At 42.8% G+C, this 22,174-nt stretch carries 18 protein-coding genes; 7 read left to right on the forward strand and 11 right to left on the reverse strand.

Going from position 1 to position 22,174, the window contains the following annotated elements; all coding sequences use genetic code 11:
* Positions 1-2 precede the first annotated feature (2 nt).
* Entirely contained in the window at positions 3-569 is a 567-nt protein-coding gene (locus AC1DUD_RS25785) for a hypothetical protein (protein ID WP_477379838.1), read from the reverse strand.
* 137 nt (positions 570-706) lie between these two features.
* On the opposite strand from AC1DUD_RS25785, the gene AC1DUD_RS25790 reads away from it, so the two are divergent.
* Positions 707-2,347, forward strand: coding sequence for an ABC transporter substrate-binding protein (locus tag AC1DUD_RS25790; protein WP_477379840.1), 1,641 nt, complete (start codon positions 707-709; stop codon positions 2,345-2,347).
* A 163-nt stretch (positions 2,348-2,510) separates the two neighbouring features.
* On the opposite strand, the gene odhB is transcribed toward AC1DUD_RS25790, so the two are convergent.
* The 5 genes from odhB to msrA form a co-directional block, all read right to left on the reverse strand.
* The gene (gene odhB / locus AC1DUD_RS25795; protein ID WP_477379842.1) at positions 2,511-4,079 is read right to left on the reverse strand and encodes a 2-oxoglutarate dehydrogenase complex dihydrolipoyllysine-residue succinyltransferase; all 1,569 of its coding nucleotides are present in this window, start codon (positions 4,077-4,079) and stop codon (positions 2,511-2,513) included.
* 62 nt (positions 4,080-4,141) lie between these two features.
* On the reverse strand, positions 4,142-6,958 hold the full coding sequence (locus tag AC1DUD_RS25800; RefSeq protein ID WP_477379844.1) for a 2-oxoglutarate dehydrogenase E1 component: 2,817 nt from the start codon (positions 6,956-6,958) through the stop codon (positions 4,142-4,144).
* Positions 6,959-7,129: 171 nt separating this feature from the next.
* Positions 7,130-8,425 carry a DASH family cryptochrome gene (locus AC1DUD_RS25805; protein WP_477379846.1) on the reverse strand — a complete coding sequence of 432 codons (1,296 nt, stop codon included), beginning with the start codon at positions 8,423-8,425 and terminating at the stop codon, positions 7,130-7,132.
* Positions 8,426-8,648: 223 nt separating this feature from the next.
* Positions 8,649-9,455: a 5'-nucleotidase, lipoprotein e(P4) family gene (locus tag AC1DUD_RS25810; RefSeq protein WP_477379848.1), complete on the reverse strand. Its 807-nt coding sequence runs from the start codon at positions 9,453-9,455 to the stop codon at positions 8,649-8,651.
* Positions 9,456-9,589: 134 nt separating this feature from the next.
* Positions 9,590-10,135 (reverse strand): peptide-methionine (S)-S-oxide reductase MsrA, encoded by a 546-nt coding sequence (gene msrA / locus AC1DUD_RS25815; RefSeq protein WP_477379850.1) that lies wholly within the window; start codon positions 10,133-10,135, stop codon positions 9,590-9,592.
* 113 nt (positions 10,136-10,248) lie between these two features.
* Here msrA and AC1DUD_RS25820 point away from each other — a divergent pair, with 113 nt between their 5' ends.
* Both AC1DUD_RS25820 and AC1DUD_RS25825 read left to right on the forward strand, forming a co-directional pair.
* Positions 10,249-10,641 (forward strand): hypothetical protein, encoded by a 393-nt coding sequence (locus tag AC1DUD_RS25820; RefSeq protein ID WP_477379852.1) that lies wholly within the window; start codon positions 10,249-10,251, stop codon positions 10,639-10,641.
* A 438-nt stretch (positions 10,642-11,079) separates the two neighbouring features.
* Positions 11,080-11,826, forward strand: coding sequence for a hypothetical protein (locus AC1DUD_RS25825; protein ID WP_477379854.1), 747 nt, complete (start codon positions 11,080-11,082; stop codon positions 11,824-11,826).
* A gap of 51 nt (positions 11,827-11,877) precedes the next feature.
* Here the strand turns inward: AC1DUD_RS25825 and AC1DUD_RS25830 are convergent, their stop codons facing one another.
* Positions 11,878-12,774: a LysR family transcriptional regulator gene (locus tag AC1DUD_RS25830; protein ID WP_477379856.1), complete on the reverse strand. Its 897-nt coding sequence runs from the start codon at positions 12,772-12,774 to the stop codon at positions 11,878-11,880.
* A gap of 100 nt (positions 12,775-12,874) precedes the next feature.
* On the opposite strand from AC1DUD_RS25830, the gene AC1DUD_RS25835 reads away from it, so the two are divergent.
* Together AC1DUD_RS25835 and AC1DUD_RS25840 are read left to right on the forward strand one after the other, a co-directional pair.
* The gene (locus tag AC1DUD_RS25835) at positions 12,875-13,513 is read left to right on the forward strand and encodes an NAD(P)H-dependent oxidoreductase (protein ID WP_477379858.1); all 639 of its coding nucleotides are present in this window, start codon (positions 12,875-12,877) and stop codon (positions 13,511-13,513) included.
* Complete coding sequence (locus tag AC1DUD_RS25840; RefSeq protein WP_477379860.1) at positions 13,479-13,769, forward strand: putative quinol monooxygenase; 291 nt, start codon at positions 13,479-13,481, stop codon at positions 13,767-13,769. The genes AC1DUD_RS25835 and AC1DUD_RS25840 overlap by 35 nt, the downstream gene beginning before the upstream one ends.
* 337 nt (positions 13,770-14,106) lie before the next feature.
* Here AC1DUD_RS25840 and AC1DUD_RS25845 read toward each other — a convergent pair whose 3' ends face one another.
* The 4 genes from AC1DUD_RS25845 to AC1DUD_RS25860 form a co-directional block, all read right to left on the reverse strand.
* Positions 14,107-14,427 carry a hypothetical protein gene (locus AC1DUD_RS25845; protein WP_477379862.1) on the reverse strand — a complete coding sequence of 107 codons (321 nt, stop codon included), beginning with the start codon at positions 14,425-14,427 and terminating at the stop codon, positions 14,107-14,109.
* A gap of 142 nt (positions 14,428-14,569) precedes the next feature.
* Positions 14,570-15,625 (reverse strand): hypothetical protein, encoded by a 1,056-nt coding sequence (locus tag AC1DUD_RS25850; RefSeq protein ID WP_477379864.1) that lies wholly within the window; start codon positions 15,623-15,625, stop codon positions 14,570-14,572.
* Between the two features lie 131 nt (positions 15,626-15,756).
* Positions 15,757-18,096, reverse strand: a complete 2,340-nt coding sequence (locus tag AC1DUD_RS25855) for a M1 family metallopeptidase (RefSeq protein WP_477379866.1) — start codon at positions 18,094-18,096, stop codon at positions 15,757-15,759.
* Positions 18,093-18,683: a HupE/UreJ family protein gene (locus tag AC1DUD_RS25860; protein WP_477379868.1), complete on the reverse strand. Its 591-nt coding sequence runs from the start codon at positions 18,681-18,683 to the stop codon at positions 18,093-18,095. Before AC1DUD_RS25860 ends, AC1DUD_RS25855 begins: the two co-directional genes overlap by 4 nt.
* Positions 18,684-18,751: 68 nt before the next feature.
* Between AC1DUD_RS25860 and AC1DUD_RS25865 the strand changes: the two genes are divergently transcribed.
* Positions 18,752-19,228 carry a DUF6702 family protein gene (locus tag AC1DUD_RS25865; protein WP_477379870.1) on the forward strand — a complete coding sequence of 159 codons (477 nt, stop codon included), beginning with the start codon at positions 18,752-18,754 and terminating at the stop codon, positions 19,226-19,228.
* 424 nt (positions 19,229-19,652) lie between these two features.
* Complete coding sequence (gene galB, locus AC1DUD_RS25870; protein ID WP_477379872.1) at positions 19,653-22,076, forward strand: beta-galactosidase GalB; 2,424 nt, start codon at positions 19,653-19,655, stop codon at positions 22,074-22,076.
* Positions 22,077-22,174: the final 98 nt, after the last annotated feature.

Genomic DNA, 22,174 nt, shown 5'->3' on the forward strand with positions numbered 1-22,174 from the left:
TTTTAACCTTTCTGTTCATTTGCTGTTTCTTCATCCTGACTATATCCGTTTGCATCCAACAGCCGCCCCATCCTTTTAATCAGTTTTTGCCTGTTAAAGAAATCATCAAGCAAATACGCGGGAATAAAAAGGATCATCCAAATAGTAAGGGTTGTAAAGTCAGAAACATCCCAATTAAAAGCTACCAAAGCAATGACAACAATCATCAGTGATACAAAACCGGTTAATGAATAATAATTGGATTGTCGTAGTTTTAGTGCAAACCCATACTGCCTGTAGTTCATTTTAAACGCAAATGTCAGTATCGGTATAAATAAGAAGAAAAACACAATCTTCATTAAAAAATTGAGCCCTTCAGTTACATTTCGTTCAATAAAAGTATTTAGCTTTTCCTCCTGCTTGGTATTGTAGCTGTAAATATCCTGTTCAGATACCTGTCTATCCGAAAGCTCCTCAACAGCCACTGCAACAGCAAGTTCAGTGTAATTGGTTTTATTATTTATAATTTCCAATAGCTTGTCTGTGGATAGTTTTGCATACTTCTGCTGTAAGTCTTCCTTTGTGATCATTTAGGTTTTGCTTATTCAAATCAAATATAATATTTAACCCATATAAATTGATGCTTGCCATTTATGATATTTCATCCCCGCGTAATAATCAGCTATTCAATTATTCTGCTATCTCGATATTTGATATATTAGCATAAATGAATAAGCTGATCACTTACCTTTTTGTATTATTCTCCATTCAGCTTTGCTCCTGCCATACCGATAACTCTTCCAATCAGCATAAAACAGTTTTTAATATTAACCTGGAAGAAGGCCTTACTTCGCTTGATCCTGCTTTTTGCCGTAACCACTATACCATTTGGATGGATAATCAGCTTTACAATGGCCTGGTGCAGATCAATGATAGCTTAAAAACCATCCCATGTATCGCCAAAAGCTGGGAAACATCGGCAGATGGTTTGCTTTATACCTTCCACCTGCGCAATGATGTTTATTTTCATGACGATCCTCATTTTGCAAATGGCGTAGGTCGCAGGGCAATTGCATCTGATTTTGTTTATAGTTTTGGCCGGTTGATCGATCCAAAAGTAGCCTCGTCCGGCTCATGGATCTTTAGCGACAAAGTAAAAGACAAAAGCGCGTTCATAGCCCTTAATGACAGTACCTTTCAAATCAGGCTAAAACAGCCCTTTGCACCATTTTTAAGTCTGCTTACGGCACAATATTGCTCTGTAGTACCCAAAGAAGTGGTTGAGTTTTACGGCAAGGATTTCAGAAGCCACCCGGTAGGTACCGGCCCTTTCCGGTTCAAATATTGGAAAGAGGGTGAGGTGCTTGTATTTTTAAAAAATGAGCATTACTGGGAAAAGGACGAAAAAGGTAACCAACTCCCCTACCTGGATGCCATCCGCTCCACCTTTATTGCCGATAAGCAAACATCCTTCCTTGAGTTTGTAAAAAAGAATATCGACTTTTTAAATGATATCGACGGCAGCTACCGCGATGACATCCTCACCAAAGCAGGCAAGATAACACAAAAATACAAGGGTAAATTTATCCTGAACACCGCCCCTTACCTGAACACTATTTACCTGGGCATGTTAGTTGATACAACTCTGCCTATCGTAAAAAAATCCCCTTTAAAACTACTGAAGATCAGGCAGGCCATCAATTATGCCATTGACCGCGAAAAGATGATCAAATACCTGCGTAACAGCATGGGGACTCCGGGTTATGAGGGTTTTGTGCCCGAGGGTATGCCCGGCTTTAACGGCATAGGGGTAAAAGGCTATAACTATGATCCTGAAAAAGCCCGTTGCCTGCTTCGCGATGCCGGTTATCCCAATGGCAAAAACATGCCCGAAATTACGCTGGCTACAACCGTTGGATATCGCAGTTTGATAGAATATGTGCAAGGCCAGTTTGAACGCATCGGCATAAAAACCAATGTGGAGATAACGCAGGGAGCCAGCCTGCGCGAGCTGATCTCCAAGAATGGCATCAACTTTTTTTATGGTTCATGGATAGCTGATTATCCCGATGCCGAAAACTACCTTTCGGTATTTTACTCTAAAAACAAGATCCCTTTTGGCCCTAATTATACCGGCTTTAACAATAAAAAATTCGACGAACTTTTTGAGCAAACCTACCAGGTAAAAGACGACGAAAAACGTTTTGCCATCTACCGCCAAATGGATAACCTCATGATGGAGCAATCGCCCATCGTGGTATTATACTATGACAAACTGGTGAACCTTTACCAAAACAACATCAGCGGCTACAGCCTCAATGGGCAAAATTTATTGGTGCTTAAAAGGGTGGTGAAGGGTTCGCTTTAGAGATTAGAGGTTGGAGATCAGAGATTAGGCCTTTATACAGAATTCTTTGAACTGCTTTGTTATTCTTCCCTATTTTTGGTTTGATCCAATGCCCCGATATTAATCACAAAAAAATCCCGGAAGGAAAACCAACCGGGATCTCTTTTATAAAGTTTTTGCAGGGTTATACACCTAACAACAACCTTGCAGGATCTTCAAGCAATTGTTTTACCCTTACCAGGAAGCTTACCGATTCACGGCCGTCAATGATGCGGTGATCATATGACAGGGCAAGGTACATCATTGGGCGGATAACTACCTGGCCGTTTACAGCAACAGGGCGCTCAATGATATTGTGCATACCTAAAATGGCCGATTGAGGCGCATTGATGATAGGCGTTGATAACATTGAACCGAACACACCGCCATTGGTGATGGTAAATGTACCGCCGGTCATTTCAGGGATGGTCAGTTTGTTTTCGCGGGCTTTGCCTGCAAGCACAACAATAGCCTTTTCAATTTCGGCAAGGCTCATGCTGTCAGCATTACGGATAACCGGAACAACCAAACCTTTAGGGGCAGATACAGCGATAGAGATATCAGCAAAATTGCTGTACACAACCTCTTCGCCTTCAATACGTGCACCAACAGCCGGCCAGTCTTTCAAAGCTTCAGTAACTGCTTTGGTAAAGAATGACATGAAGCCTAAGCCCACACCATGTTTTTCTTTGAATTTATCTTTGTATTTACCGCGTAACTCCATGATCGGCTGCATATCAACCTCGTTAAAGGTGGTAAGCATTGCCGTTTCATTTTTAACTGCTACCAAACGTTTGGCAACAGTTTTACGCAATGAGGTCATTTTCTCACGTTTCTCGTCTCTCGCACCACCAGTTGAAGCTACAACCGGGGCAGCAGCTGGCTGAGCCGCAGGAGCAGCAGGTTTAGCTGCCGGAACTTGCGCGCCAAGTGCATCACCTTTAGTGATACGGCCATCAACACCCGATCCTGATACTGATTTTGGATCAACACCTTTTTCAGCTAAAATTTTAGCTGCAGCCGGTGATGGAGTGCCTGATGCATAAGTTTTAGCACTTTCGGCAGCTGCACCACCACGAGGTGACTCGTCAGCAGCGCTAACCACAGCCGGGGTAACCGGAATAGTAGCGGCAGCTTGCGGAGCGCCTGCACCTTCAATAGTACAAACAACAGCACCTATCGCTAATACATCGCCTTCTTTAGCCAAGGTTTTTAAAACACCGGCTTTTTCGGCAGTAAGTTCAAATGTAGCTTTATCTGATTCCAGTTCGGCAATAGCTTCGTCCATAGCAACGGCCTCGCCATCTTTCTTGATCCAGCGAGATAAAGTAACCTCTGTGATAGATTCACCTACAGGCGGCACTTTAATTTCAACAGATGCTCCTGATGATGCAGGTGCGGGAGCAGCGGCAACAGGTGCAGGAGCAGGTGCGTTAGCTACAACCTCAGGCTGTGCAGCCGGAGCAGCAGCTTCAGCGCCGCCATCTTCAATATTGGCAACAACAGCGCCAATTGGTAATACATCGCCTTCGTTGGCAACGATCTTTAAAGTACCGGCTTTTTCGGCAGTAAGCTCAAAAGTAGCCTTGTCTGATTCCAGTTCGGCAATAACCTCGTCCATTTCAACGCGGTCGCCGTCTTTCTTTTTCCAGCTCGAAAGGGTTACTTCTGTAATTGATTCGCCTACGGTAGGCACCTTAATCGCTAAGCTCATATTGTAGTATTGTAGATTTTATATTTTTTAATGGACAGTTATCGGGATAATTAATTAAAAAATCAATCAGCCCCGGCATCAGCCATTTTCTTTGTCGTTTTTTTAACAGCTTCTTTAACTACTTTTCCGGCAGGGGCCTCAAAAGCTTTTGAAACGATATATAACTGCTGGGCGGCATGCTGTTTGGCAAAACCGGTTGCGGTACTGCTGCCTTCTATCCTTGAAATAACGCTCAGGTTGATCACCTTATCGTTATGGAACTTACGGCAAATGTAAGGCCATGCCCCCATGTTTTCAGGCTCTTCCTGTACCCAGATAAACTCAGCCTTTTCGTATTTGGCTTTGATCTTCAGGATTTGAGTAACCGGAGTTGGGTAAAGCTGCTCCACACGTACAATAGCCACATCCTTGCGGTTATCGGCCTGTTGTTTATCCAGCAGGTCATAATAAACCTTACCGGTACATAGCAATACGCGTTTAACCTTTTTAGGATCAACGTAGCTGTCATCAATCAATTCGTGGAATTTGCCATTGGTAAAATCTTCCAGCGGCGAAACACATTTAGGACTGCGCAGCAAGCTTTTTGGTGTAAAGATGATCAAAGGCTTACGGAAATCGCGGTGCATTTGGCGCCTTAAAATATGGAAGAAGTTGGCAGGTGTGGTGCAGTTGGCTATTTGAATATTATCATCGGCACAAAGCTCCAGGAAGCGTTCAACACGTGCAGATGAGTGCTCAGGGCCCTGACCTTCATAACCGTGAGGCAGCAGCATTACCAAACCGTTACCGCGCTGCCATTTTGTTTCGGCGCTGGCAATGTACTGGTCAACAATGATCTGTGCACCGTTAAAAAAGTCGCCAAACTGGGCTTCCCAAATAGTTAAATTATTAGGGTTTGCAAGGGCATAACCGTATTCAAAACCTAAAACACCATACTCAGATAATAAAGAGTTATAAATACTCAGCTTGGCTTCAGTGTTGATAGTAGCAAGCGGTGTAAATTCATCTTCAGAATCAACCAGCGTTAATACCGCATGACGGTGCGAGAAAGTGCCACGTTTTACGTCTTCGCCACTTAGCCTGATCGGATAACCTTCTTTTAACAAAGTACCATAAGCAAGTAACTCGCCCATAGCCCAGTCAAATACTTTGGTTTTGTTAACCATTGCGCTGCGGTCTTCAAACAGCTTTTCAATTTTTTTGAAGAACTCTTTGTTTGGCGGCAAAACAGTTAACTTATTGCCAATTTCCAGTAACTCTTCTTCGGCTACAGATGTATCAATAGCTTTTACCAGTTCTTTATGGCTTGCCAGGTGCAATCCGCTCCAGGCCCCCTCAAACATGGCAATGGTATCAGTAAACCTTTCTTCAGATTTTACTTCGTCCAGTTTTTGCTGTAACTCGTCTTTGAAAGTTTTTTCGATAGATTTTAAGAACTCAGCATTAATACTGCCTTCGTCTATCAGTTTCTGATTGTAAATTTTAAGCGGGTTAGGATGGGCGTCGATAGCTTTGTACAACAGCGGCTGGGTGAATTTTGGTTCATCAGCCTCATTGTGCCCATAACGACGGTAGCAAAGGATATCAATAAATACATCCTCGTTAAATACCTGCCTGTATTCCATAGCCAGGTTTACTACGTAAGCCAAGGCTTCAACATCATCCCCATTTACGTGGAAAACCGGCGAAAGCACAGTTTTGGCAACGTCTGTACAATAGGTACTTGAACGCGCGTCTTTATAGTTGGTGGTAAAACCTATCTGGTTGTTGATAACCAGGTGAATAGTGCCGCCGGTGCGGTAACCATCCAGTTTCTCCATTTGTAAAACTTCATATACGATACCCTGTCCGGCAATTGAAGCATCGCCATGGATCAGGATCGGGGCGATCTTTGAATGGTCGCCGCCATATTTAAAGTCGATTTTTGAGCGGGTGATACCTTCTACAACCGGGTCAACAGCCTCCAGGTGCGATGGGTTAGGGCAAAGGCTCAGGTGAACTTTTTTGCCATTTTTGGTGAGCACATCGGTTGAAAAACCTAAGTGGTATTTTACGTCGCCGCCAAAGGGTGATTCAGAATCATAGTTTTTACCTTCAAACTCAGAGAATACCTCTTTATAGGTTTTCTCCATGATGTTGGTCAACACGTTCAAACGACCGCGGTGAGCCATACCAATGATGAACTCTTCGATACCCAAATCGGCACCATTTTTAATTACCGAATCCATTGAAGGAATCAGCGCTTCAGCACCTTCAAGCGAGAAACGTTTTTGACCAAGGAATTTGGTACCTAAAAAGTTTTCGAAGGTTACAGCTTCGTTCAGCTTGTTAAGCATTTCCTTCTTTTCATCAACAGTGAAAGAAGGTGTATTGCGGCGGCTTTCCATCCGCTCTTCAAACCATTTTATTTTTATTGGGTTACGGATGTATTTATACTCCGTACCAATTGAACGGCAATAGGTATCTTCAAGTAACTGGCGGATATCGCGCAGTTTGGCAGCTCCTAAACCTACTTCAACACCTGCGTTAAATACGGTATCAAGGTCGGCATCGCTCAAACCAAAGGTTTCAAGCTCCTTACCAGGGAAATAATGGCGACGTTCACGAACCGGGTTTGTTTTTGCAAACAAATGCCCGCGCGAGCGGTAACCATCTATCATGTTTAATACGTTGATCTCCTTTAAGAAATGCTCAGGAGTAGCTTCGCCAACAGCAGCGGGCGCAATTGCGGCAGAGGCGTCTGTGTCCTTGCCAAAATCAAATCCTTCAAAGAATTTTTGCCATCCGTAATCTACCGATTCCGGCTCCTGCTTGTACTGTTCGTATAGGGAAGATATGTAGGCAGCGTTTCCGCTATTTATATAATTGAGACGATCCATGTGAAACTGATCTTTAAAACGGTACAAAAGTAAGCATATACCCCTATATACTTCATAATTAATTGTAAAGAAATTTACCCATTATTGGGCTTATTTTATCCTTTGGGGTGAAAACTCAAATTATCGATAGTTGTTTTGCAACAGATACAAATATTTTAATGCGGATAATACTTAAGCGCTAACCAAATCCCCGGCTTCATCAATGGATGATGGCTGCCAGGTATTCACAAAATCGGTTTTGGCTTCAAGCTCTTTGGGGAGTCTCGTAGCTATAGTGTATTTACTTTCTTTAGCGTCATTAACACCGGCAATAAAGGCCCAGTTGCCCCAGTTGCTGGCCGGCGAATAATCAATAAGCTTTTCTTCAAAATAAGCTGCGCCCTGGGTCCAGTCGGCCTTAAGGGTATTTACTAAATAGCCAGCTACTATTTGCCTGTTTGGATTGCTGATAAAACCGGTAGCGTTAAGCTCATGCATGGCAGCATCTATCAGCGGCACGCCTGTTTCGCCGTTTTTCCACTTTTGCAACAGCAAACCGGCATCGGGTGCAAGGTCCTGGGCTTCATCTTTTGCTTTGATGAATTTTTGCCCGTGCTTTTTAAACATAAACCTGAAATAGTCGCGCCAAAGCAATTCAAGTTTCAAAAGATTGCCATTGCCGCCGTATTTTTGAATTTCCCAATACACTTGCCTTGGCGAAATACAACCTATTGACAGCCATGGAGAAAGCTTTGAAGAAAACTCAGATCCATTACGGCCATTTTTTTGTTTTACGGCCTGATCAAGATTGGAGAAGTATTTGTGCATCTGCACTATTGCAGCTGTTTCGCCCCCTTGAAAATACTCGGTAGCGCGCATATCATCAACAGGTTCATTCAAACCTAACTGTTGCAAGGTTGGCAGTTCGCCGGCATCAATAATTTCGGGAACAGTAATATGATCGGGGGTCGGTACGCACGACCTAACATTACTATCACGTTCTACTTTCTTTTTAAAAACCGCAAAACTATCAGGGATATCCTTGATCGGGAAAGGAAGATCTTCCTTGTGGTACATAGTATGACCGATGAAATGCTTGAGGTTAAGCCTCATTTTCCACAAGGCCGTTTCAACTTCTTCGGAGATATTGGTTTCCTCATAAGCTACCTCACGGTGATGGTAAACCTCATTTACATGATATTCTTCGGCAAGCTGCGGGATCACTTCGGCAGGATTACCAATACGGATTATCAGTTCGGCACCAAAGCCCTGTAAATTTTTGCGGAGATCAGCAACAGCCTCCAGCAGGAACCTGGCCCTGAAACTCCCTGTTTTTGGCGCGCCACCTGTGGTGTGCTGAAAATAGTAAGGATCAAAACAATAAACCGGCAGTACTTTATCAGCCTTGCGAACAGCTTCTAACAAAATTTCGTTATCGTGAATACGCAAGTCATTTCTAAACCAAACCAGAATAGTTCTATCACTCATAGTTAAACAGGGGTTAACTGAATAATGCAGTATGCAAATTTGCAATTTATTTGCGTTTTATGCACATTTTGCTACAAGATTATGACATCACCCAAACATTTAATTATTTTATTAAACTAAACCTTCGGGACTGCCAGCGTGTAAATATACGCAAATACAGTTAACTAAGTTATAACGCGTATCTCGGGGATCTTGCCCATCACCCGTTAAATAACCCTGAACCCTACTGATCAGCCTTGATCTTAGCCCTGATCACCGAATCTTTTTGAGCAGGGGTCAGTTTGTAATTAAACTGGAACAGGGCTCCTTCAAAATCGCCATATGAAGGATTAGGGATAACAATGTACCTGCTGCCAAATTCCTTTTGCAGCTTTTGTGTAGTTGCAATCCTGTTTTCTTCGGCCGGATGGTTATCATACAGCAGGTCAAAATCGGGCAGATTATCGCCACAAAGCAAGAGGATATTATGCGTTTTTAACACATTAAGCCTGCGCGCCTCCTTACTTGAGGTTGTTGTTTTTAGCTGCAGGTGCTCATCGTCGGCATTAGGCAATCCATATAATTGCAAATTTTTCAGGGTGCTTGCCCGCTCGTTTTCATTACGGTTGGTAATGTAAAATATAGTGATCCCTTTTGATGCCGCATATTTAAAAAATGCAGGAGCGCCCGGCACGGTATCAGCAATAGCTTTGTCCGTCCACTGTTTCCAGGTGGCATCGCTGTAATCTAACTTTTGTAAGGCACGGTGTGCATCATATGGACTGTTATCCAACAGGGTTTCGTCGATATCGGTAACAATAGCCAGCGGCTTATCACCAGGAGTTTTAACTCCTTCATCAACCCTCAGCTTAGCTATATTATAGGCCTGAAAGCACAGCGCTTTGTATTCTGCCGCCCGCTGCTGCCATAAGGAAGCCCAAATTTTACCATCATTGGTAATACTGGTACTTGAAGTAGCAGTTTTTTTAACGGATGTACAGGCGCTGAATAATAACAGACCTGATAGTAGATAGCTATAACTTTTTTTCATAGTGGTTGATGGAGATAAATCATAACGTCATACTGAACTTGTTTCAGCACCCCATAGGACAAGTGGACAATTTACTTAGCGTGCGGCTTAGCAAGTAGGATCCCGAAATAAATTCGGGATGACCACAGTATACTTTACAACAACTCCGGTTTTATTTTATCCTTAAACTCCCTGGCAAATTTATTGAGTTTTGGCTGGATAACAAACGCACAGTACGACTTGTTAGGATTATCGTTAAAATAATTCTGATGATAATCTTCGGCACTGTAAAATTCACTTGCCGGCGTTATTTCAGTTACAATAGGGTCATCAAAAACATGCTCATTAGTAAGCGTTTTTATCATGGCTTCCGAAGCCTGTTTTTGCTCATCGGTATAATAAAATATTGCCGACCTGTATTGTGTGCCTACATCAGCACCCTGACGGTTAAGCGTTGTTGGATTATGAGTTTTAAAGAAAACCAATAGCAATTCATCAAACGAGATCACATCAGCATCATACTCCAGGTGGATCACTTCGGCATGGCCGGTAGTGCCGGTACAAACCTCCTCATAGGTTGGATTTAAAACCTTGCCGCCCATATAACCTGATGTTACTGATGTTACACCATTAAGAGCCTGAAACACGGCCTCGGTGCACCAAAAGCAACCGTTGCCGAAAGTTATTTTTTGAATGTTCATATACCCCCTTAATCAAAAGCGATGCCTGTTTAAATAGTTAGCTATGAGGGAATTTGAATATGTCAATTAAATTACTAAACTTAGTGTTTAACCTTATATTAAACCTATTAATTATGAAAATTGCAGTACTAATTGCCCGCACTTTGCTGGGGCTCGTTTTCCTGGTGTTTGGTTTGAACTTCTTTTTCCAGTTCCTGCACATGGCACAACCGCCCATGACCGATAAAGCACAGGCTTTTAGCGGCGGATTGTTCGGTTCGGGCTATTTTTTTCAATACATGAAAGTAATTGAAATAGCCAGCGGCTTCTTTTTGATTATTAATCGTTATACCGCGTTGTTTGTGTTGGTGCTACTGCCTATTTCGCTTAATATATTCCTGTTCCATGCCATTTTGGCACCGGCCGGTATACCTATCGGATCGGCAGTTATAATTTTACAGTTGTTTCTGCTGTTTGCTTATCGTAAATATTATGCGGGCATATTTGAAGCAACGCCCACTGTATAGGCGCACTGCGGTTCAAAACGCCTGCATCCATTGTAACAAACAATGTGTCCCAATTTTTTGATTCCCGAAAAAAATTGAAAAAATGCAGGTGTCTCTTTTTCCATAAATAAGAAGTGTTCCATTTTTTGAATGTGAAACACTGAAACGGGTAAATCATGAAACATTCTGGCAATCAACAGTTTATCTTTCCGACCAAAACACCATTAACTAACTGATTATCAATCAATAGAAGTTTTAGGAATAGAAAATCAGCGTTTCAGATCCGGCTAAAAAATGCCCGGATCTTTTTGTTTGTTTTTGGATGATTTTCTACGTTTTTTGAAATTTCCCTCTGGTGATAAAAGGCACTGACACAATAGCGCCACCATTATTTTGATTTGGAATTAGTAATAAAAGCAGCAAAATAAAAGCATAAATTGGCGTGTAAACCTTGCCTGTATGAAGAGATGCGCCGCCTTAATGATTGCCTTGATTTTTATGCTTTCTTTCGATCATCTATCCGCACAAGCTTGGCTAAAAACTGCTGAGGCAAAAGCAACCAAAAGAGATACGAAAACATATCACCTTGTATCTGTCGACGGTAAAAATCAAACAGTAAAGATCATTCCCGATTATGAAAGCCATGTACTTAAAATCACTTCTTTAAAGGAAACTATCAGCATACAAGATTTTTGGGGCGTACCACCCGAAACCCGTTTATTGAATAAAAGCTTTATCGAAATAAAATATGCGGTAAGGGGCGGATCAAACGTTGGGTTAGGAAATTTATTAATAATATGTTTAAGCGGTGCCCATCTATATGAAGCGGTGTACGCCTGCTGGTACTCCAACGGAGAAACGGGGGRTGAACAAGAAGAATACCATATCAAGTTAAACATCAGCGGAAATAATGCAAACAACTATAAATTGAATGTGCACGTTCATGATTACGTTAGTTCAAAACACGATCCAGAAACAAATTATGTTTATGATGACAGCACCGTTTTAGCTTTTGATAAAAAGCTAAATGTTTTCTATAGCATTAAGCATGGTTTATATGATCATTTTATCACTGCGAAAAATAAAATCAAACAGAAGGTTACCGGCATTTTTCCGATGATCATTTTAGGTAAGGAAACTTATTATTTTATTAATGGCCGATGGTACACCGGTGACCTTGACGAAGAAATGTTTGAGTTTCAATAAAGCGCATGGTTTGCAATTGCCACGGTATAGAAGATTTGAGCTACCTGTTCATCACACCATTTCCCGTTCAAAAATCCCCTGGATCATCGCCACCTGCTCCGCGTAAATCGACTTTTTACGCGTACCGAAGTACAGTGTATTTTCTATCAGGTTGTAGCCTTCCCAAAGCAATTTGATATTACCATTGTCACGCTCTTTTTTTGAAAGAAAATCGGGGATCACCGCTATTCCCTTACCATCGCTCAGGCAGCGGATAATGGAGCCCATATTGGGTACAATAAAATTGGGCTTAAAATCTGGGCGCTTACCGAAGTTAATATGCCAGAAACGCCGCAAGTGCTCCATATCGCCCGATGAACCATACCATGTTTGAGCTTTGAGCCAGGCCTGGATCTGGTTAAGGTCTTTAGTTTTCAGCAGTTCATTAAACTCTGCTATTGGCGTTTGGGAACCTGCCAGCACTACTATCCGTTCCTTAAAAAAGGGCTTATATTCAAGGCCTTTATAATCGCCTTTATGGGGCGTTACGATCAGATCGAGGATACCGTTATCAAGATCGGCCAGCATTTCGGGGTATTCGCCAAATTTAATGATCACATTAAAAGGCAGCGTAGGTAAATAGGACTCCAGCGTAAACTGAAAAGTTTCAAAACACATGCCTATGCTTATGGTAGGCACGTCCTTTTCGGTACTTTTATGAAAGTGCCGCTCGGCTTCTTCCAGTTTACTGATAGATTCCTGGATGTAGTTATACAGGATCTTTCCCCGCTCCGTCGACACCATCTTCCGCGAGGTGCGATCAAACAGTTTATAGCCTACATAACTTTCCAGCGAGCTTAAATGCAGGCTCACTCCGGGTTGGGAAATAAACAGCGCTTCTGCCGCCCCGGTTAAGGAGCCTGTTTCATATATAGCTTTAAATGTACGGAACCATTCAAAATTTACCATGGCCTATCTATTATAATTATGATACAAATGTATAAATTATACTATTTTAATAGTAGATAAATGCGCCGTAATTTTGATGAAAATTAAAACAAGAAAATAAATGAAGAACATATTTGTAATAAACGGCGGACAGATCTTCGGTCACTCCGGCGGAAAATTTAACAAAACATTATTAGATACTACCGTACAATATTTTACCGGTCACCCCGATTTTGAGGTACGTTCAACTGATGTTAATAACGCTTATGATCCTATGCAGGAGGCCGAAAACTATAAGTGGGCCGATGTAATTATTTACCATACTCCCGTTTGGTGGTTCCAGGTGCCTCATGCTTTTAAAAAATATATAGATGAAGTTTTTACCGCAGGTTATCAAAATGGCATTTACCGCAGCGACGGCCGTACTGCCGAAAATCCTGGCGTTAATTATGGCACAGGCGGTCTGATGCATGGCAAACAATACCTGCTTACTACCTCATGGAATGCCCCAATCACAGCTTTTACCCTACCCGGCGAGTTTTTTAATGAGCACAGTGTTGACGAAGGCCCGCTGTTTGGTTTTCACCGCATGAACGCCTTTACCGGCATGCAGCAATTAGAAAGTATCCACTTTTATGATGTGATGAAAAACGCTAATATTGAGGAGAACCTGCAACGCTACCAGGAGCATTTAAACAAACTATTTACCCAAAACAACCCAAACCATGAAAATTTACTTAACAGCCTTAGTGAAGTGTAAGGCCGGCACAACCGCCCAAATGAAAGATTTTTTGGACAAGCTAGTAGCAGCATCACGCCAGGAAGAAGCATGCCTGCAGTATGAGCTGTATCAATCAACCACCGATGAAACCCAGTTTGTTTTTCACGAAACCTGGGCAAGCCAGGAAGGGCTTGATCAGCATGTTAAACAGGAGCATTTTCAATTGTTTAGTCAGCAGATTGCCGATGTTATAGACGGCCCGTTGGGCATATATAAAACTGATAGGGTTCATTAATATTGAGTAGTTATGGTAATGGTTACCAACTATAAAGCAAAAGCCCCCGGTTATCACCGGGGGCTTTTTGTTATTATTTACTGCATGTTTTATTGCAATCGCTACTGGCCTTGCATGTTTTGCTGCAATTATCCAAACACGTTGGTTTGGTGCATGATTTTGCACATTTAGTGCAATGGTTCATTTTGCTATTGCAGCAAGGGGTATTGGCAAACGAAATATTAAATACAGTAAACAGCATCACTATTGTGATGAAAAGAAACTTTTTCATGATTTTCAAATTGAATGTTTAAATAAAAAGATACGCTATAGGAGATAGGCAGATGTTCTTTTTCATTTAAACTTTCGGCGGGTTCCAGCAGGTATTGGTATAACCGGGCAAGTTGCCTATTAAATACGGCAGGGTTGCTTTACTATCAACGGTGATAGCATGCGCCTCCACCTTAACTGGTTCAGTTTTTAAAAAGCAGCAATTATTACATGATAATACGGTTACGCACACACCGCCATCGCATCCTTTTGGGATACGTTGATGCTTTTGCGGCATATTAGCCATTTTATGGCAGCAACCTTTCATACCCGTAGCTTGCTCGGCTTTTCCAGGTATTGTGGAAACGAGCAGCATAAATATGAGCATGAAAAAGAAGATTGCTTTCATTACGAAATTATAACGCGACATCCTCGTAAAATAGTACGGGTTAATTCAGAAATTTATAAGCTGATACAAAATATTGCGTGGACGCAACTTCGTGCAAATCGTCCCAGGCGTCCACGGCAATACCTACAATACTGCGCAGTTATTAGTTATCTTGTTTTAACGGCGGTACAGGCACGCTTATATTAGGATCTTTAGTGATCTTAATAAAAGGGGTAGCGCCATTCCAGTTAAATGTTACCAACTCGCCAAAGTTGTGTTTTTGAGCTACAACACCACGCTTTAACTGCACCTGGCTCCACCATTCGGCACTTTGAGGCCAGTAATATAAAAACAGGTTTGCCAAATCAAAAAAACTACCGGTAATTGTTCCGGATGTAACACGGTGGTTTTGATTAACTGCAAAAGTCATCCTCAACTTGGGCGCTTTTTGCGAACCGATGTATCCTTTAGAAAATATGTAATTAAAAGATCCTTTTTTTTCCGGGGTATCTTCCGATTTAAACCCTTTCATCTGGACGTAGGATGAGATCTCATTAGTATAATATTCTTTAAAACCAATAATCCTCACCAAAAAATGCCCGGATTGTCTTTCTATCATATCCTGATGCACCTTTTCAGCCTGGCTACCATATAGTTCTTCATCGGCTTTTGTCCAAACGGCTTTCACTTTTGGCTTTATTGCCGCAACAGCTTCTATTTCTATGCTTTTACTTTTATACTCTGCTTTCAAAAGGGCAACGTATTCATCGTAATATTCATTTGATGTTCCCAATATGAAAGCAGCTTGCTTAGTCTCAGAGAAATCGGTCCCAAAATCCCTTTTGATCTTTAAGTTTTTGCTTCGATTGAATGTTGAATAAAATATTGAATCGATTAAAACTATTGGACCTTTAATTGTAATTTTTGTAAAAGTATAATCATCCTGCGAAGCCCGTTCGGTAGTGACATCAACAATATCGTCCCAGGATTTCCCATTCGTTAACCTAAAATAGTATGTTTTCAGCCTCTTAACACCATTCTCTGTTATGTTTTGGCGATCGTCACCGTAAAACTTATAGTCTTTAGGCATAAAAGTCATTAAATAATCACGAAGTTCGCCCATGCGCACTGTTGAATAGTAGTCCCCAACATCAAGCGGGGTTTGTGCCGTAGCTGATAGACTGAGGCCAATAAATAGGATAAGGAATAGTTTTTTCATAAGGCTCAAAGATAATTTTAGCCAGCGAAAAAAATCATCTCAAAATTAATAGATACTAAAATATCCCGTGGCTTCTTACATAAACAAAACAGCCTCCCGATCTTCATTCGGGAGGCTGTTCTCATAAGATCTTACTGTCCGCCCTTCCTGGCTTCCTGCATCGGGTTAGCGCCCGAAGTTGCTCCCCTTGGCAGGGTTTGCTGTTTAAACAATTCAAACCTTGATGGAGCGTACTCCCTTGGCCAGCTGTTGTTACTTTCGTCAATATCAGCAGTTTCGCGATATGGGTCAAGCTTGATACTCTTTACCTCTTTGGTTTTGGCAAATACCTTGGTCACCTTATTTTCGTTTTTACGCCAAATGTAGGCTGAAATTTTTTCTAACTCCTTAGTTCCATCCGCATAAGTCCACTCAATAAGCAGTGGGGTTACCAGTCCCCCTTTATTGGTGAAACTCACCTCGTAAAAGTAGTTCTTGCTATCGTATAGTTTCTTTTCGGCAGGGCTTAGGGCATTGTACATAGCCTGGTAGCTTTGAGAGGTTGCCGGTGTTGCAGCAAACCTGTCCCATTTACTATAAAAATCCTGCAAGGCAGTATCAGCTTCAACCGCGAAACGGGCGCCAGCTTCCTTATTACGGGTGGTACTGATGTTCTCTAAATTACGGTCGAACTGGGCACGGTCGGCAGTGCCTTCAACCGCCGGATTTTTGGTATTAAGGCGATAGTATTTTACACTGTCGATAGAAACGTCAACCGGATCGGTTCCATAAAACCAACCTCTCCAAAACCAGTCAAGATCAACTGCCGAAGCATCTTCCATCGTACGGAAAAAATCAGCAGGTGTTGGGTGTTTAAAGGCCCAGCGGTGCGCGTAGGTCTTAAATGCATAATCGAATAGCTCGCGCCCCATAACGGTTTCGCGAAGCACGTTCAATGCTGTTGCAGGTTTAGCATAAGCGTTGGGACCAAACATCACAATGTTTTCAGAGTTGGTCATGATAGGCTCCAGCAAATCTTTCGGCAGCTTCATATAGTCAACTATCTTATACGCCGGACCACGTTGCGATGGGTAGCGGCTGTCCCATTCCTGCTCGGCCATGTACTGGCAAAAAGTGTTTAGGCCTTCGTCCATCCAGGTCCACTGGCGCTCATCCGAGTTAACGATCATCGGGAAAAAGTTGTGACCAACCTCGTGAATAATTACACCTATCATCCCGTTTTTGGTGGCTTCAGTGTAAGTGCCGTCCTTTTCGGCCCTGCCGTAGTTAAAGCAGATCATCGGGTATTCCATCCCATTTGATGCCTCAACCGAAATAGCTACCGGGTAAGGATAAGGGAAGGTATGTTTTGAATATGTTTTAAGCGTATGCGCCACTACCTTGGTAGAATACTTGCGATAAAGCGGGTAAGCCTCCGGGCCGTAGTATGACATAGCCAGCACTTTTTTGCCGCCATCAATCTGCGTGCCCATAGCATCCCAAACAATACGGCGCGATGACACCCAGGCAAAATCACGCACGTTTTCGGCATGGAAAGTCCAGGTTTTGCGGGCCGTGGCATGTTTCTTCATGGCACCCTTAACTTCATCGAGCGTTACTATCTCGGTAGGTTGTGAAGCTGATTGTGCAGCTGTCCAGCGTTTAAACTGGGCAGGGCTCAGGGTTTGGGCATAGTTTGAACACTGCCCGGTACCGCCCACCACATGATCGGCAGGCACATTGATGTTTACCCTATAATCGCCAAAGGTTAAAGCAAACTCCCCTCTGCCGGTAAACTGCTTATTTTGCCATCCCTGGAAATCGCTGTAAACAGCCATCCTGGGGTACCATTGCGCCATGGTGTACAGGTAGTTGCCATCCTCAGGAAAATATTCGTAACCGCCGCGCCCGCCAATAGTTAAACGGTCAGATATATTATACCACCATGCTATTTTGAATTTAAACTTTTGGCCTGGCTGCAGGGTTACAGGCAGCTCAATGCGCATCATGGTTTGATTAATGGTATAACTAAGTGTACCACCGTTGGCGTCCTTCACGCTTTCGATATGGTTCCCCAAATCCAGGTCATTCCCTATAATGCCCTGTAGCTGCCGAATGCTCATCTTAGCTTGCATTTTGCTTTCATCAAACTTGGCGCTTTCGGCATCTTTTTTATGCTCGTTTTCGTCCAGCTGTAACCATAGGTAAGTGAGCGGATCGGGCGAGTTATTGGTATAAGTGATAGTTTCAACACCATCCAGACGCTGCTTGTCGTCATTAAGAGTGGCATTTATTTCATAGTCGGCTTTTTGCTGCCAGTACTTAGGCCCCGGCGCTCCCGAAGCGGTGCGGTATTCATTAGGGGTGGATACCATGGTGCCCAACTGCTCAAATTTGTTACCATGGTTTGAACCCGGGTTGTTGTTATACTGCGCCCAGGCCGATGAAGCGAGGATACAGCAGGAAAATAAAGCTGGGTAAAACTTATTCATCTGAATTTAATTAGTAAAAATCGTTCGATACACATAATAAAAGCAATTCCAAATATTGCCGACGACAGGAACATTGTCCAATCCCGCTGCGCTGTCCTGGCAAACCTGATCAGGATAAAAGAGATAAGTAACGCAGATATTACAATTAATACCTGCCCAAATTCAAGCCCAAGGTTAAAAGCGAATAACTCGGCTGTGATATTGGTGCTGGTTCCGAGCAAACTTTTCAGGTAGTTTGAAAAGCCCATGCCATGTATCAAACCAAAAAACAAGGCCAGGCTATAGTTAAGCCGCATGGTGGTATTTGTTCGTTTTTTGTTGAGGATATTGATCAGGCTGGTAAATACAATGGTAACCGGAATCAGGAATTCGATAAGAGATGTATTAATATGAATAACATTTAACACACTCAATGCCAGCGTAATAGAATGGCCAATAGTAAAGGCAGTAACCAGTACCAGCACCTTGCGCCAGTCGGCAAGCAGGTAGGTGCCGCACAATACAGTTACAAAAAGGATATGGTCATACCCCTCCCAATTGCAGATGTGCTGCCAGCCGAGCTGGAAGTACAATGAAAAGTCAGTCATTACTTAAAATTAGCGATTGCGAATAAAAATAACGTTTTTTGTAGATAATACAACTATTTAACGCAATCATGTTGCAATTACTTCTTGTTAGCTGGCTAAGCTTTTTCCACCCCTTTTACGTAAGTGTTACCGAAATTAACCACAACGTTAAAAACCAAAGCCTTGAAATAAGCTGTCGTATTTTTTATGACGATCTGGAGCATACCATCGAAAAACAATACCACACCAAAATTGATATTGTACACCCCACTGATAAAGCAAAAGTAGGGCAGCTGATAAACGATTATATCAAAAAACACCTCATTATTAAGGCCGACGGCAAAACCATTGCTTTAAACTTTATTGGCTATGAAGTGCAGGAAGATGCTGCATGGAGTTATTTTGAAGTGAAAGGCATCAGCAAGCCCAAAAAGTTTGAGGTACATGATGACCTGCTCTACACCGAACATCCCGAACAGATCAACATGATGCATATCACCGTAGCCGGCGAACGTAAAAGCACCAAGCTGGATAACCCGGATAGTGACGCGGTGGTGGTATTTTAGATAGCGAAAAAATTAAGTTATGTCATTACTGTAACCATCAGGGAAATCCTGAAAAAAAACCGTGATGACGTATAAAATATATTTCAGCGATGGTGTGCGGGGGGCGCGTTAGTGATAGGAGCGGATACCGGCCTTGTGGCTAATGCCTTGTGCGGTATGAGCGGATAGCACGGGCCGCAGGCAACGCCCTTATTTTACAAATCGACCAAAAGATGCAACTAATAATCAACAACTTACAATCACGTCATTATAAGGAGAAACGACGAAGCAATCTCGTAGCTCTACGGATCGGACATGCATTGGCTACGAGATTGCCACGCTGCGCTCGCAATGACATGGAGAAAAAAGCTCAGCGATAAATCTTCTTCAATGTCACTTTAATTTATAATTTAGTGTCGTAAATACAATTAATCCCTAAAGCCAGATGTTATCAAAAAAATTCATCCCGGCCAAAGCATGCGCATTGTTAGTCGTCATGCTTATCGCCGTAAATTCATTCGCGCAGCAAACCCGTCAAAAACTTGATTTTGATAAAAGCTGGCGCTTTAACCTTGGCGCTGTTGATAACGGCGAAAACGCAAAGCTAAACGACAGTAAATGGCGTACACTTAATTTGCCGCATGACTGGAGTATCGAGGGCACGTTTTCAAAAGATAATCCTGCTACCCCCGAAGGCGGCGCTTTGCCTGGCGGTATCGGCTGGTACCGTAAAACATTTACTGTTTCGGCTGCATCAAAAGGCAAACTGGTTTATATTGATTTTGATGGCGTATATCAAAAAAGCGATGTATGGATCAACGGGCATCACCTTGGGTTCAGGCCAAACGGGTATATCTCGTTCAGGTATGAGCTTACGCCTTACTTGAATTTTGGCGGCAGCAACGTTATCGCTGTTAAGGTTGATAACTCGGTACAGCCTAACTCCCGCTGGTACTCAGGTTCGGGTATTTACCGCCATGTTTGGCTGGAAACTACCAATAAAACCGCTATCGATCAATGGGGTACTTATGTAACCACAAGCGATATTACCGGTGCTTCGGCCAAGGTAAATGTGCAGGTACAGTTGCATAATAATAAAACAACACCCGGACTGGTTATAAATACTAAGCTATATGACGCTGCCGGTAAATTGGTATCAGTTGCAGGTGAGTCTACATCCGCAGAACAAAGTAAAATCGCTTCTTTAACGGTAACCAATACACTAACGGTAAAAAATCCGGTGCTTTGGTCGGTAGAGAAGCCATATTTGTACAAGGCCGTTACCCAGCTCATTGAAGGCAAAAAGGTAGTTGATGAATACACCACAACAGTAGGTATCCGCTATTTTAACTTTGATGCCGATAAAGGTTTCAGCCTGAATGGTAAGGCGATGAAAATCTTAGGCGTGTGCGATCACCACGATCTCGGCAGCCTTGGCGCCGCGGTGAACAACCGTGCGTTGGAACGTCAGTTGCAGATGCTAAAAGCTATGGGCTGTAACGGCATCCGTACTTCGCACAACCCTCCGGCCCCTGAACTGCTTGACCTTTGCGATAAAATGGGGTTCATAGTAATGGATGAGGCTTTTGATTGCTGGGAATGGAAAAAGGCAACTTACGATTACCACCTGTATTTTAAAGAATGGCATAAACGCGACCTGGAAGATCAGATCAAACGCGACCGCAACCATCCCAGCATCATGATCTGGAGCATCGGTAACGAAATCCCGCAACAGGCAGACACCAGTGCTTTACGCATTGCCCCTGAGCTGGCAGCTATTGTTCATAGTTTGGATAAAACCCGCCCCCTCACTACGGCTAATGACCGTCCTGACAGCACCAATAAAATTATAAAATCGGGTGCTATTGATCTGGTAGGTTATAACTATCACCAGTTTGATTACGCTAAATTTCATGACCGTTACCCGGGCAAAAAGTTTATTGCTACCGAAACTACTTCGGGACTGGAAACACGTGGTTATTATGAAATGCCATCAGACAGCATCAGGGTTTGGCCTACCAGCTATGATAAACCTTTTGTAAGGGATGGCAACAATGTATCGGCCTATGACAACACCCGACCACCATGGGGCTCAACACATGAAATGACCTGGAAAGTAATGAAAAAGTACGACTTCCTTTCGGGCATGTTCATCTGGACAGGTTTCGATTATCTTGGCGAGCCTACTCCATACTCATGGCCATCGCGTAGTTCATACTTCGGGATAATTGACCTGGCCGGTTTCCCTAAGGATGTATATTATATGTACCAAAGCGAGTGGACCAGTAAAAATGTGCTCCACATTTTCCCGCACTGGAACTGGCAGCCTGGTAAAATGATCGATATCTGGGCATACTACAATAATGCCGATGAAGTTGAGCTTTACCTGAATGGTAAATCATTAGGCATCCAAAAGAAAACCGGCGACGACCTGCATGTAATGTGGCGCGTGAAATATGAGCCGGGCACTTTGAAAGCTGTATCCCGTAAAAACGGCAAAACAGTTTTAAGCCGCGAGATCCATACCGCCGGTGCCCCTGCTAAAATTGAACTGGTTGCCGACCGTTCGCAGATCAAGGCTGATGGTAAGGACCTGTCGTTTATCACCGTAAAAATATTGGATAAAGACGGTAATGTTGTACCTGATGCCGATAATAAGGTAAGCTTTAAAATTGCTGGAGAAGGCTTTATTGCCAGCGTTGATAACGGCGATCCGGTTAGTCATGATCCGTTCAAAGCAGATTATCGTAAGGCATTTCATGGCCTTGCACTGGCTATTGTACAGGCAAAAGAAAAAGCAGGTACAATAACTTTCACTGCTTCAGCCGATGGTTTGCAGAGCAGCACATTAGTACTGAAAACCAAATAACCTCAGCCCAACCCTCTCCTTTGGAGAGGGAGTTTGAAGCATTGAAAAAATAAAACCCGCCTCCTTGAGGCGGGTTTTATTTTTTATACATAATGAGT

The organism is Mucilaginibacter sp. P4_A11, from assembly GCF_056402535.1.